The organism is Tumebacillus permanentifrigoris (assembly GCF_003148565.1).
Classification (GTDB): Bacteria; Bacillota; Bacilli; order Tumebacillales; family Tumebacillaceae; genus Tumebacillus; species Tumebacillus permanentifrigoris.
This window is the reverse complement of sequence record NZ_QGGL01000019.1, coordinates 31,624-43,854: the sequence shown is the minus strand read 5'-3', so window position 1 is coordinate 43,854 and position 12,231 is coordinate 31,624. Positions and strand designations below refer to the sequence as shown.

General features: G+C 59.7%; 13 protein-coding genes. 11 read left to right on the top strand and 2 right to left on the bottom strand.

Annotated elements, in window-relative coordinates; all coding sequences use genetic code 11:
• Window positions 1–14 precede the first annotated feature (14 nt).
• Both pyrH and C7459_RS18765 read right to left on the bottom strand, forming a co-directional pair.
• A complete protein-coding gene (gene pyrH, locus C7459_RS18770; RefSeq protein ID WP_109690816.1) occupies window positions 15–758 on the bottom strand; it encodes a UMP kinase in 744 nt (247 codons plus the stop codon).
• Between the two features lie 100 nt (window positions 759–858).
• Complete coding sequence (locus tag C7459_RS18765) at window positions 859–1,068, bottom strand: hypothetical protein (RefSeq protein WP_109690815.1); 210 nt, start codon at window positions 1,066–1,068, stop codon at window positions 859–861.
• Window positions 1,069–1,197: 129 nt separating this feature from the next.
• On the opposite strand from C7459_RS18765, the gene C7459_RS18760 reads away from it, so the two are divergent.
• The 11 genes from C7459_RS18760 to trpA all read left to right on the top strand — a co-directional run bounded on the left by C7459_RS18760 (window position 1,198) and on the right by trpA (window position 12,227).
• Window positions 1,198–1,518, top strand: coding sequence for a hypothetical protein (locus tag C7459_RS18760; RefSeq protein ID WP_146201047.1), 321 nt, complete (start codon window positions 1,198–1,200; stop codon window positions 1,516–1,518).
• Window positions 1,519–1,608: 90 nt separating this feature from the next.
• Complete coding sequence (locus C7459_RS18755; RefSeq protein WP_109690813.1) at window positions 1,609–2,685, top strand: M42 family metallopeptidase; 1,077 nt, start codon at window positions 1,609–1,611, stop codon at window positions 2,683–2,685.
• The gene (locus C7459_RS18750; RefSeq protein WP_109690812.1) at window positions 2,667–3,692 is read left to right on the top strand and encodes a M42 family metallopeptidase; all 1,026 of its coding nucleotides are present in this window, start codon (window positions 2,667–2,669) and stop codon (window positions 3,690–3,692) included. Before C7459_RS18755 ends, C7459_RS18750 begins: the two co-directional genes overlap by 19 nt.
• Window positions 3,689–4,681 carry a M42 family metallopeptidase gene (locus C7459_RS18745; protein ID WP_109690811.1) on the top strand — a complete coding sequence of 331 codons (993 nt, stop codon included), beginning with the start codon at window positions 3,689–3,691 and terminating at the stop codon, window positions 4,679–4,681. Before C7459_RS18750 ends, C7459_RS18745 begins: the two co-directional genes overlap by 4 nt.
• A 137-nt stretch (window positions 4,682–4,818) precedes the next feature.
• Window positions 4,819–5,976, top strand: a complete 1,158-nt coding sequence (aroC, locus tag C7459_RS18740; RefSeq protein WP_109690810.1) for a chorismate synthase — start codon at window positions 4,819–4,821, stop codon at window positions 5,974–5,976.
• Complete coding sequence (gene aroB, locus C7459_RS18735; protein ID WP_109690809.1) at window positions 5,976–7,067, top strand: 3-dehydroquinate synthase; 1,092 nt, start codon at window positions 5,976–5,978, stop codon at window positions 7,065–7,067. Before aroC ends, aroB begins: the two co-directional genes overlap by 1 nt.
• 6 nt (window positions 7,068–7,073) lie before the next feature.
• Window positions 7,074–7,454, top strand: coding sequence for a chorismate mutase (gene aroH, locus C7459_RS18730; RefSeq protein WP_170119555.1), 381 nt, complete (start codon window positions 7,074–7,076; stop codon window positions 7,452–7,454).
• A 297-nt stretch (window positions 7,455–7,751) separates the two neighbouring features.
• On the top strand, window positions 7,752–8,786 hold the full coding sequence (gene trpD / locus C7459_RS18725) for an anthranilate phosphoribosyltransferase (RefSeq protein WP_109690856.1): 1,035 nt from the start codon (window positions 7,752–7,754) through the stop codon (window positions 8,784–8,786).
• The gene (gene trpC, locus C7459_RS18720; RefSeq protein WP_109690808.1) at window positions 8,786–9,574 is read left to right on the top strand and encodes an indole-3-glycerol phosphate synthase TrpC; all 789 of its coding nucleotides are present in this window, start codon (window positions 8,786–8,788) and stop codon (window positions 9,572–9,574) included. Before trpD ends, trpC begins: the two co-directional genes overlap by 1 nt.
• Window positions 9,571–11,394, top strand: coding sequence for a tryptophan synthase subunit beta (gene trpB / locus C7459_RS18715; RefSeq protein ID WP_109690807.1), 1,824 nt, complete (start codon window positions 9,571–9,573; stop codon window positions 11,392–11,394). The genes trpC and trpB overlap by 4 nt, the downstream gene beginning before the upstream one ends.
• The gene (gene trpA, locus C7459_RS18710; RefSeq protein WP_109690806.1) at window positions 11,391–12,227 is read left to right on the top strand and encodes a tryptophan synthase subunit alpha; all 837 of its coding nucleotides are present in this window, start codon (window positions 11,391–11,393) and stop codon (window positions 12,225–12,227) included. The genes trpB and trpA overlap by 4 nt, the downstream gene beginning before the upstream one ends.
• The last annotated feature ends 4 nt before the right edge of the window (window positions 12,228–12,231 follow it).

Genomic DNA, 12,231 nt, shown 5'->3' with positions numbered 1-12,231 from the left:
TCCCTTTTTTACGCTTACAGGATGCGGGTGGTGGTGTGGGGGGCGATGTAGGTTCCCACGTTGTTGCCAAGCACGATCTTCTCCATCGTGTCGGTGGAATCGATGTCGAAGATGTGCAGGGGCAGGTTGTAGTCGCGGGCGAGCAGCATCGCGGACTGGTCCATGACTTTGAGATTGCCAGCGACGACGTCGGCGTAGGAGATCGTCTCGTAGCAACGGGCGTTCGGCTCCAATTTGGGATCGGCGGTGAAGATGCCGTTGACCCCGTGCTTGGCGACGAGGATCGCGTCACAGCGCAGTTCCAACGCCCGTTGGACGGCCGGGTAGTCGGTGGAGACAAAGGGCTGGCCCGTGCCGCCGGCGAGGAGGACGAGGTAGCCTTTTTCGAGATGGTGGATGGCGCGCAGACGGATGTAGGGCTCGACGATCGAGTTCATCTCGATGGCGGAGAGCACGCGGACTTCGAAGGCGGAACGCGCTTTCAGGACGCTGCGCAACATCAGCGAGTTGATCACGGTGCCCATCACGCCGATGCTATCCGCTTCGGCGCGTTCGATACCCCAATTGTCAGCCACGTTCCCGCGAAAGATATTGCCTCCGCCGATCACCACAGCCACTTCGACGCCGAGGTTGGCGACAGTGAGCACTTCGCGGGTGATATGTTCGAGCGCGTCTGGGTCAAAGCCGAACTCCTGCCGTCCCGCAACAGCAGCACCGCTCAGTTTGATCAGCACGCGGTTGTATCGTCTGTTCTCCAACGAGCTTCCCCCCCTTCACGCAGAGTTCTTCGGGGAATGATATGTGCGTGGAGGGCAAAAAAGCATCACGGCGCACGCGGCTGTGATGCTTTTTCCAAAGTTACTCCTGTTGCAGTTGCTCTACGACTTGCATCAATTCCATCGGTGCGATCATGCCCGTGTCATAATCGCCTTGCAACACGCGGTACTGGTCGGCGATGCTCTCGCCGCTGTGGTGGGACTCGCTTTCCGGGTATCCGTAGCCTTTGACCAGGAACCCCTTGGCCTGCAAGTAGTTGATCGCTTGCCCAATCTTCGAATGTGTCTCCATGAGGGGATCCCTGCCTTTCCGGGGGTAGTATGTGGAGGTTTGGTAGGTTTTAGTCGAGTTGACGAAGATTCCGACGATTGGTAGAATGTACATATTGTGTGGGATCGAGTCGAGAAGGGATGGATGGACATGCTACCGATGTTGATTCTTGCGGCGATTGCGTATGTGCTGTACTACGGAGGGATTCGCCTGCAAGTGCGCGCACATCTGTCTGGTCGGACACTTCTCGATCTGCTGGGCTATGCCTCCATGCTGTCGGCAGGTACTGCTCTGGGCATCTACGGCACGCTCACCCTCGCGGCGCAACTGGCTCCGCATGCGGGTGTAGGGCTATTGAGTGTGGCCTCGACCGTCGCATCCATTGCGATCGGCGAGTTTTTGTATGCCCGCAGTTTCCGACTCTCCTTGCAGTTGTTGGCTCCGCTGCGCTCTGAAAAGGGCAAGCAGTAGAGTTTGATCTATACATACGAGTTGCGAACGGCAGACACGCGATGTGCTGACCGTTCTTTTTTCATCTATCTACCGGAGGGGGTTACGATCTTGAGCGACTTAGATATTCGCGCGACTATGAAGGCTCTTCTCGCTGACCACGGTGTGTCCGGTCATGAACACGGCATCGCAGCGAGATTCACAGAGGCGCTTGCTCCTTTTACCACCGACATTCGCATCGACAAGATCGGCAACTTGATTGCCCGCATCGAGGGTGAAGGTGAAGGTCCTCGCCCGAGCGTGCTGCTCGCGGCGCACATGGATGAGATCGGTCTGATGGTGACCAAGATCGAACGAGGTGGATTTCTGCGCATGACCAACATCGGCGGGGTCGACCCGCGGACACAAGTTGCACAGGAAGTGCTCGTACACACCCGCTCTGGCGACTATGTCGGCATCATCGGCTCCAAGCCACCGCATCTGACCACGCCAGAGGAGCGGGGCAAGGCTGCACCGCTGACCGACCTGTTCATCGACCTCGGGATGCCCGAGCAGATGGTGCGTGACAAAGTCCGCGTCGGCGATACGGTGACGATCCGTCGCGAACCGTTGGAGTTGCAATACGACCGCATCGCGGCCAAGTCGCTCGACAACCGCGCGAGTGTGGCGGCTGTGCTCGAATGCCTCGCAGAATTGCAGCGTCTGCGTTGCGGTGTCGATGTGTATGCAGTCGGCACGGTGCAGGAGGAGCGCGGGCGCATCGGAGCGGGTCCGGCCGCTTTTGGTGTGAAACCGGATATCGCCATCGCCATCGACGTGACGTTTGGTGACTACGCGGGTGCTCCAGATGACGCGAATTTCCCGCTCGACGGGGGCCCGACGATCCTGTTCGGCCCGAACGCGCATCAGAAGATCACGAAGAGTCTCGCTGAGACGGCAGATTCCTTGAACATGCCGTATGAGTACGAGTTTATCCAAGGTGACAGCAGCACCGACACCCACCTGTTGCAGGTGCAGCACGAAGGGATCGCGACGGGGTTGTTGTCGATCCCGATCCGCTACATGCACACTTCGGTGGAGACGGTTTGCTACCGTGACATCGAGCGCACAGGGAAACTGCTCGCCCATTTTATCGCCGGAATTGACCGGGCGTATGTGGAGGGATTGTCTTGCTACTTAAACGCCTGACCGAAGCGGTGGGTCCGTCTGGTTACGAGGACGAGATTCGCCAAGTGATCTATGAGGAAATCAAAGAGTATGTCGACCACGTCTATACCGATGTGATGGGCAACTTGATCGCGGAAAAACACGGCACCCGTCCGGGGCCGAAAGTGTTGCTCTGTGCACACATGGACGAGGTCAGCCTGATGATCTCCTCCATCGATGACAACGGCTTGCTCCAGTTCCGCCACATCGGCGGCATCGACGACCGCATCCTCATCGCCAAGCCGGTCAAGATCGGCAAAGACCTGATCCCGGGCGTCATCGGCTCCAAGCCACCGCACCACCAAGCGCCAGATGAACGCCGCAAGCCGATCCCGTTGGAAAACCTGCGCATCGACATCGGGGCTTCGTCCCGTGCGGAAGCGCTGCGCTATGTCCAGCCCGGCGATGTCGCGGTGTTTGCCACGCAGTACGAAGAGATCGGCGTGCGCCGTGCGAAGTCGAAGTCGTTCGACGACCGCGTCGGGTGTGCGGTGATGATTGAGACGATCAAGAAGAATTTTGACCTCCCGCTCGTGTTCGGCTTCTCCGTTCAGGAGGAGATCGGACTGCGCGGGGCTGGGCCGTTGGCCTATCGCGTCCAGCCGGACATCGCGTTGGTGCTGGAAGGAACGCTCGCGTCCGACATTCCGGGCACCGTTGCACACGGCCGCGCGACCGAGCTGGGGGCAGGTCCCGCACTGTCGCTGATGGACAGCTCCTCGATCCACAACCGCAAGTTCATCGACCACATGGTAAAAGTGGCAGAGGACGGCGGCATCCCGTACCAATTCCGCAACACGATTGCGGGTGGCAACGACGCGGGGCGCATCCACCTCGCGCGCACCGGAACACTTGCAGGCGTCGTCTCGGTGCCCACGCGCTACATCCATGCGCCGGCTCAGATGATCAGCCTCGACGATTATGAGAACACGATCTTGCTGGTGGAGAAGTTTCTGCGCAGCGTAGAGCAAGGAGGACTCACCTCATGAAGGAACTGTTGATTTCCCTCTCGGAAGCTTCTGGTCCGTGGGGCCGTGAAGAAAATGTGCGCGCCATTCTAAAGGAAGCGGTCGCTCCATACGCGGACACCGTGCAGGAAGATGTGCTCGGCAACCTGATCGTCACGAAAAAAGGCACCGCCGACACCCGCAAGCAACTGTTGCTCGTCGCACACATGGATGAGCCAGGCTTGCTCGTCAATCATATCGAGAGCGACGGCTTCCTGCGCATCCAAGGCCACATGGAACCGGCGTACCTCGTCGGCCAGCGCATCGAGTTCCCGAACGGCACGATCGGGGTCGTTTTTGCAGAAAGTTACAAGGACCCAGGCAGCGTGACACACAATGGGCTGTTTGTGGACATCGGTGCGACTTCCTACGAGGAAGCGGCGAAAAAAGTTCGCATCGGCGACATCGCCTCGCTCTCGCAACACGTGCTCGAACTCGCGCCGGACAAACTGATCGGCAAAGCGATGGACAATCGTGCCGGTTGTGCGGCGGCGGTCGACGTGTTGAAGCACCTCGGCCACCAAGCGCATGACGTCACCGTGGTGTTCTCCACGCAGGATGGTGTCGGCAGCCGTGGGATCAAGCCGGCGGCGTTTGGCGTGGAGCCGGACTTCGGTCTGGTGCTCGACGCGGTGCGCACGGGCGATACGCCGGGTGCAGGCCGCATCGAAGTCAAACTCGGCAAGGGCGTTGCTGTGAAACTGCTTGACAAAAACTTTATCGTTCCGCCGCGCATCAAGGACTTCCTGCTCGACGAAGCCGCAGCGGCGGGTCTCGCGCACCAGTTGGAAGTCTATCCGGAAGGCTCGAACGATTGCGGCGCCCTGTTGTCGATGCGCGATGGCATTCCGACGGGCGGCTTGTCGATCCCGGTGCGCTACAGCGCAACTGGCTCGGAGATGGTCGATCTGGGTGATGTGGAGACAGCGGCGAAATTGGCGCTGGCAGTCCTGACCAATTACAGCCTGTAAGTCAAGCGAAACGGCGCTCATGATGTAGAGAGCGCCGTTTTGATTGTCAAAACTTTTCACAATGAGATATAATGTGAGTATTGTTTATCTTGCTTTAAAGCGCGACAGTGTAGTGTAGGAGAGGAGCCGAGAGAGAGATGTTGAGATACCTGACAGCAGGTGAATCGCATGGACCTGCTTTGACTGCGATTGTAGAAGGGCTGCCGAGCAATTTGCAGCTTGAGATTGAGGGCATCAACCAACAACTGTGGCGGAGACAGCAGGGGTACGGACGAGGCGGGCGCATGAAGATCGAGACAGACCGCGTGGATGTTCTCAGCGGTGTGCGCTTTGGCAAGACGATGGGCACACCGGTTGCCCTGCAGATTCACAACAAGGACTGGCGAAATTGGTCGGACAAGATGGCGATTGAAGGCGAGCCGCACGAGAGCGTCGTCGAGATCACCAAGCCGCGCCCTGGGCACGCCGATCTCGCAGGTGCGTTGAAGTATCACCAAGAGGATATCCGCAATGTGCTGGAGCGCGCAAGTGCGCGCAACACCGCGACGATGGTTGCAGTCGGTTCGATTGCCCGCCAATTGCTCAAACGCTTTGGTATCGAGGTGTTCGGGCATGTCGTCGAACTCGGCCCGGTCAAGGTCGAAACGTTTGAAGGTACGATCCCTGAGATCGCAGAACGCGCGGAGCACTCGGAAGTTCGTGTCGCCGACCCGGATGCGGAAAAGAAGATCATCGACGCAATCGACGAAGCGAAAGCGGCAGGCAATACGCTGGGCGGGATCTTCGAAGTGATCGTGACCGGTGTGCCGATCGGTCTAGGTAGCTACTCACATCCCGATCGCAAGTTGGACGGGCGTCTCGCACAAGCGGTGATGAGCATCCAGGCGATCAAGGGCGTGGAGATTGGCCTCGGGTTTGAAGCAGCGCGCCGTCCGGGCTCGGACGTACACGATGAGATCGGGTTCCGCCAAGGCGACTACTACCGTCGCACGAACCGCGCAGGCGGCTTAGAGGGTGGCGTGACCAACGGGCAACCGCTGATCGTTCGCGCGGCGATGAAGCCGATCCCCACGCTGTACAAGCCGCTGGAATCGGTCGACATGCGCACCAAGGAACCGTATCGCGCCACGATTGAGCGCTCGGACGTCTGTGCCGTGCCGGCTGCGTGTGTAGTCGGGGAGGCGATGGTCGCGTGGACGGTGGCGCAGGCGTTCCTGGAGAAGTTCGGCGGCGATTCGGTCGAGGAGATCGAGCGCAACCTGAACCAGTACCTGCAATTGATCGGTGAACGCTGATGGTTCGCGAACGGGTAGACGTCGCAGGGCATCCGTATGAGATCGTGATCGGACCCGCCGTGCTGGCACGGACGGGGACGTTTTTGCAGGAACTGGGTGTGACATGTTCGTCTAAGCACTTGATCGTGACCGATACGAACGTCGAGCGGACGGGGCACTTGGAAAAAGTGACCTCCTCGCTCACGGAACTCGGGTACACGTATGACGTGCATGTGATTCCGGCTGGCGAGGAGTCGAAGTCGTTGGCGCGGGCGGGCGAGGCGTTTGAAGCGGCCTATCGAGCAGGACTTGATCGGCGTTCGGTCGTGCTGGCGCTCGGTGGCGGTGTGGTCGGGGATTTTGCAGGATTCATCGCGGCAACGTATATGCGCGGTGTGGACTTCGTGCAATTGCCGACCACGCTGTTGGCGCATGACAGCGCCGTCGGTGGCAAGGTCGCCGTCAATTTGCCGCATGCCAAGAACATGATCGGCGCGTTTCACCAACCGCTTGCGGTGCTCTATGACACGGACGCGCTGAAAACTCTGCCGGTGCGCGAACTGCGCAGCGGGCTCGCCGAGGCGATCAAGCATGGATTGATCCGCGATGCGGAGCTTTTTGCTTGGATCATGGAGCGGGTGGAGGCGATCCTGCGCGTCGAGGATGACGTGATGTCCGAACTGCTGGCACGCTCCTGCCGCATCAAGGCGGAGGTCGTCAGTGCGGATGAGCGTGAGAACGGTGTGCGCGCGATCTTGAACTTCGGCCATACGCTGGGACATGCGGTGGAAAGCCTGATGGAGTATGAGTACACGCACGGGGAGTCGGTCGCGATCGGTATGGTCGCGGCGGCAGACTTGTCGGTTCAACTGGGGCTCTGTGCGCCAGAATTGAGTTCGGTGGTCGAACAGGCGGTGGCAAAAGCGGGCCTGCCGACCCGCATCCCGGCCCAACTGTCCACCGAGGATCTCCTCGCTGCGATGCGTCAGGACAAAAAGGCGACCGGCGGCACGCTGACGTTCGTCTTGTTGACTGGGATCGGTCGCGTGGACATCGTCAAGCAGGTGCCAGAAGACGCAGTGCGCGAAGTGATTGCGCGGAGAAAGGGGTAGCTGGAGATGGCAGAGCAAACCCGCATGCGCGGTGTGCGTGGGGCGACCACCGTCGCCCGCAACGACGCAGAAGAGATTCGCACCTCAACACGAGAGTTGCTGGTCGAGATGGTGCGTCTCAATGAGATCGAGCCGGAGGACATCTGCTCCTGTCTGTTCACGAGCACGCCAGACCTTGACGCAGCGTTCCCCGCGAGCGCGATGCGCAGCTTGCCGGGCTGGGAACACGTTCCCTTGATCGGTGCTCAAGAGGTGGCGGTCGCGAACAGCTTGCCGCAGTGCGTCCGGATCTTGGTGCAGGTCAATACGACCAAGCAGCAGTCGGAGATTCAGCATGTGTACCTGCGTGAAGCGGTCGCCTTGCGCCCTGATCTTGCCAAAAAATAGGCTTGACGAAAATGGGATTGCTGGGTATCATTTAATATAGTTAAGCAGAGGAATTAGTTGAGAGTATGTGTTTAGAGCGTTTTTCCAATGAGGGGCCGAGGGCCCAGTGGCAGTTGAGATGAGTGGAGACGAGACGAGTGGAGCAGAGCTGGGCATTTTTTACGGGATGGGTCTACCCATTTTCGTGCCCTCTACAACCTGGTCCTAACGGTCAGAGCGTCTGTGCTCTGGCCTTTTTTATTAGATACGAGCTGAGACGAGTGGAGCATGAGCTGAGAGGAGTCGAGTCGAGTGGAGATGAAACAAGCACTGCAGACGGTGATCAACGGAGGTACGCTGACCTCCGAATCGGCCGAAGTGGCGATGGGGCAGATCATGGCAGGCGAAGCAACACACGCGCAGATAGCAGGCTTTTTGACGGCGTTGCGCATGCGTGGGGAGACGGTCGAGGAGATCACCGGGTTCGCCCGCGCGATGCGACGTTGTTCCACGAAGGTGGAGTGCAGTCTGGGTGGGTTGGTCGACACGTGCGGCACGGGCGGGGATGGGGCGGAGACGTTCAACATCTCCACGACCGCATCGTTTGTCGCGGCGGCGGCTGGCGTCCCGATCGCCAAGCATGGCAACCGTGCCGTGTCCAGCAAGTCGGGGAGTGCCGATGTCCTGCAAGCGCTCGGCGTGGAGATCGCGCTGACACAGGAGCAAGCGGCGTACTGTTTGGAGCAGGTCGGCATCGCGTTTCTGTTCGCGCAATCCTACCATCCGGCGATGAAGCATGCGATCGGCCCGCGCCGCGAGCTGGGGTTCCGCACCGTGTTTAACGTGCTCGGCCCGCTGACCAACCCAGCGGGGGCGAAGCGCCAAGTGATCGGCACGTTCCACCCGGATCTGGTTGACAAAATGGCACAGGTGCTCGCCGACCTCGGCACCGAACACGCGCTGGTGGTGCATGGGCACGATGGTCTCGATGAGATCACCGTCACCGGGCCGACCAAGATCGCTGAAGTTCGTGACGGTCGTGTGGAGCGCGTCTACACGTTGACACCGGAGGAAGTCGGTCTGTGCAGACATGGGATCGAGGAGCTCAAGGGCGGCGATGCGGTTTTGAACGCAGAGATTGCCAAGGGAATTCTGTCGGGTGCGCTCGGCGCAGCACGCGATGTCGTCGTGTTCAACGCGGCGGCGACGATCTACGTGGCCGGCTTGGCGGGTTCGATCCGTGAGGGTGTGCAGTTGGCACAGGACGCGATCGACAGCGGACGGGCGAATGCCGTGTTGCAAAATTTGATCTACACGTCGCAGCAGTTGACGCAGGAAAAGGAGTTGGCGTAATGATTCTCGATCGAATCGTAGCTGTGAAGCGGGAGGAAGTCGCGGAGCTGGCGAAGCATTTCGACCAGCAAGCCGTGTTGGAGGAGATCGCGAAGTTGCCGCCGACGCGTGGGTTTGCCCAGGCGTTGCGGGCGACGACAGAGTACGTCGGCCTGATCGCCGAGGTGAAAAAGGCGTCCCCCTCCAAAGGCGTGATCCGCCCCGACTTCGACCCGGTGGAGATCGCGATGACTTACGAGCGTGCGGGGGCGACCTGCTTGTCGGTGCTGACCGATGAGCAGTTTTTCCAAGGACATGCCGATTATTTGCGCAACATTCGCGCAAATGTTGCGCTGCCGATCCTGCGCAAGGACTTTATCATCGATGAGAAGCAGATCTATGAGGCACGACTGATCGGGGCCGACTGCATCCTGTTGATTGCGGCAATTCTCAGCACGGAACAGTTGCGTGAGTTTGCACAGTTGGCAGCGTCGCTAGGGCTTGATGCGCTGGTCGAGGTACACGATGAGGAAGAGTTGGGGCGGGCGTTGGATGCGGGCGCGACGTTGTTGGGTGTGAACAATCGCGACTTGCGCGATTTTTCGATGGATCTCGGCACGACCGGCCGCTTGGCGAAGCGAGTGCCACCGGGCACCTTGCTGGTCAGTGAGAGCGGCATCGTCACGCATGATGATGTTCGTTCAGTGAAGGAAGCAGGGGCGGCGGCGATCCTCGTCGGGGAAACGCTGATGCGCGACCCGGAGATCGCACCTTCTGTCGATCTGTTGCTAGGGCGTGTTGCGCGATGACCTTGATCAAAGTCTGCGGGATCAAAACCCGTGCGGCGTATGACAAACTGATTGAACTTCGAGCCGACTACGTCGGATTCGTTTTTGCCAAAAGCAAGCGACAAGTGACGGCGGAGCAGGTGGCCGATCTGGTTGCTTCTGTTGGACAAAAACGCCCTGCGCACGTCGGCGTTTTTGTCAATGAAACGCTTGAAGAACTGCTGCGCATCGCCGAAGTGGCGCAACTCGACGTCTTGCAATTGCATGGTGAGGAGTCGCCAGAGTTCTGCCGCGACTTGCGGGATCGCACGGGATGCCAGGTATGGAAGGCGTGGGGGGTCAAAAACGACGACCGCGATGCAGAACTTGGCGCGTACACCGATGTGGTGGACGCGATTTTACTTGATAATGACCGTGGTGGGACGGGTGAGAAGTTCCCTTGGGGAGCGATCCCGGCGCTGCGTGCCTATACGAAAAATCTCCCGCTGTTCATCGCGGGTGGCTTGCATCCGGATAATGTTGGCGAGTTGCTCGCCAGCCACCTGACGGATGGCGTTGATGTGTCGTCTGGCGTGGAGTCAGAAGGGGTCAAGGACCTCGCAAAAATCAAAGCATTCGTAACGAAGGTGAGGGAATCCAACATGACCAAGACCTACCCGGATCAACGCGGTCGCTTCGGTAAGTTCGGCGGCAAATTCGTCCCAGAGACGCTGATGAGCGCGCTGGAGCAGCTGGAGCGCGACTACGAAACCTATACCAAAGACCCGGAGTTCATCGAACAACTCCGCTACTACCTACATGTCTACTCCGGTCGTCCGACCTCGCTCTATTACGCGAAAAACTTGACGGAGAAACTCGGCGGGGCGAAAGTCTATCTCAAGCGTGAGGACCTCAACCACACCGGCGCACACAAAATCAACAACTGTCTGGGCCAAGGACTCCTCGCGAAGATGACTGGCAAAAAGCGCGTGATCGCGGAAACGGGCGCAGGCCAACACGGTGTGGCAACCGCTACCGTCTCTGCGTTGCTCGGTCTGGAATGCACGGTGTTCATGGGCGAAGAGGATATCGAGCGCCAGAAACTCAACGTGTTCCGCATGAAGTTGATGGGCGCAGAAGTCATCCCGGCGACCTCTGGCACGAAAACGCTAAAGGACGCGACCAACGAAGCGATCCGGCACTGGGTGGAGCATGTCGAGGATACGTTCTACATCATCGGTTCTGTCGTCGGCCCGCATCCGTACCCGATGATCGTGCGCGACTTCCAGCGCATCATCGGCGATGAGACCCGCCAGCAGATCCTCGAACTCGAAGGCCGGCTGCCAGACACGATCGTCGCTTGTGTCGGCGGTGGTTCGAACGCGATGGGGATCTTCTATCCGTTCCTGAACGATGAGTCGGTCGATCTGATCGGCGTTGAAGCGTCGGGCAAAGGCATCGACACGGAGGAGCACGCCGCGACGATCACGCTCGGTCGCCCAGGCATCATCCACGGGTCGCTGACCTACCTGTTGCAGGACGAGTACGGCCAAGTACAACCGGCGCACTCGATCTCCGCAGGTCTCGACTACCCAGGCATCGGCCCGGAGCATGCGCATCTGGCAGACACCAAGCGCGCGACCTACGTGCCGATCACCGATGACGAAGCGTTGGAATCGTTCCAACTGCTCTCCCGAATCGAAGGCATCATCCCGGCGCTGGAGTCCTCGCACGCCATCGCACAGGTCGTCAAACTGGCCCCGACGCTGCCGAAGGATCACATCATCGTCGTCTCGCTCTCGGGACGCGGTGACAAGGACGTCCACAGCGTTGCACAGGCATTGGGGGGGATTGAGGTATGAGTTCGATCACACAGACATTCCAACGATTGCAAGAGCGCGGGGAGAAAGCGTTCATCCCGTTCCTGACCGCAGGCGACCCGTCGATTGAGATCTCCGAACAGTTGATTCTCGAACTGGATCGCATCGGGGCTGACATCATCGAGATCGGCATCCCGTACAGCGATCCGCTGGCTGATGGTCCGACGATTCAAGCGGCTGCTCTGCGCGCGCTCAACGGCGGCGTGCGCTTGCCGGATGTGCTGGATATGGTGCGCCGCCTGCGTCCGCAGGTACAAGCGTCGCTCGTGTTGTTCACGTATGCGAACCCTGTGTTCCAGTGGGGGATTGAGCGCTTTTTCGAAACGGCAAGGGAAGTCGGCGCCAACGGCGTGATCATCCCAGACCTGCCGCTGGAGGAGAGCGAGGAAGCTCTCGCGGCTGCTGCGAAAAACGGCGTCGACCTCATTCCACTCGTCGCGCCGACATCGCAACAGCGCATCGCCAAGCTGTGTGCCCAAGGTCAAGGCTTCATCTACTGTGTGGCCGCACTCGGCGTGACCGGGGTGCGTGACACGCTGAGCGAGGATTTGCCGCAGGTTGTGGCGAATGTCAAACAACATACGAATCTGCCGGTGGCGGTCGGGTTTGGCGTGGGCCATCCAGAACAGGCGGAGACGATCGGTCGCTACGCCGATGGCGTGATCGTCGGCAGTGCGCTGGTCAAGCGCGTCGGGCCGATCGCTGATGCGCTGGCGGCAGGAGACCTAGCGCTTGTGGAAGAGAAAAAACGCGAACTGATCGAGTTCGCGGCATCGCTGAAAGCCCCGCTCCGCCCGAGCGGGGCGCAGGTCTAGACCC

Coding starts and splice junctions, on each gene's coding strand:
- C7459_RS18765 (WP_109690815.1), bottom strand. CDS start 1,068: ATGGAGACACATTCGAAGATTGGGCAAGCGATCAACTACTTGCAGGCC.
- C7459_RS18760 (WP_146201047.1), top strand. CDS start 1,198: ATGCTACCGATGTTGATTCTTGCGGCGATTGCGTATGTGCTGTACTAC.
- C7459_RS18745 (WP_109690811.1), top strand. CDS start 3,689: ATGAAGGAACTGTTGATTTCCCTCTCGGAAGCTTCTGGTCCGTGGGGC.
- aroC (WP_109690810.1), top strand. CDS start 4,819: ATGTTGAGATACCTGACAGCAGGTGAATCGCATGGACCTGCTTTGACT.
- aroB (WP_109690809.1), top strand. CDS start 5,976: ATGGTTCGCGAACGGGTAGACGTCGCAGGGCATCCGTATGAGATCGTG.
- aroH (WP_170119555.1), top strand. CDS start 7,074: ATGGCAGAGCAAACCCGCATGCGCGGTGTGCGTGGGGCGACCACCGTC.
- trpD (WP_109690856.1), top strand. CDS start 7,752: ATGAAACAAGCACTGCAGACGGTGATCAACGGAGGTACGCTGACCTCC.
- trpC (WP_109690808.1), top strand. CDS start 8,786: ATGATTCTCGATCGAATCGTAGCTGTGAAGCGGGAGGAAGTCGCGGAG.
- trpB (WP_109690807.1), top strand. CDS start 9,571: ATGACCTTGATCAAAGTCTGCGGGATCAAAACCCGTGCGGCGTATGAC.
- trpA (WP_109690806.1), top strand. CDS start 11,391: ATGAGTTCGATCACACAGACATTCCAACGATTGCAAGAGCGCGGGGAG.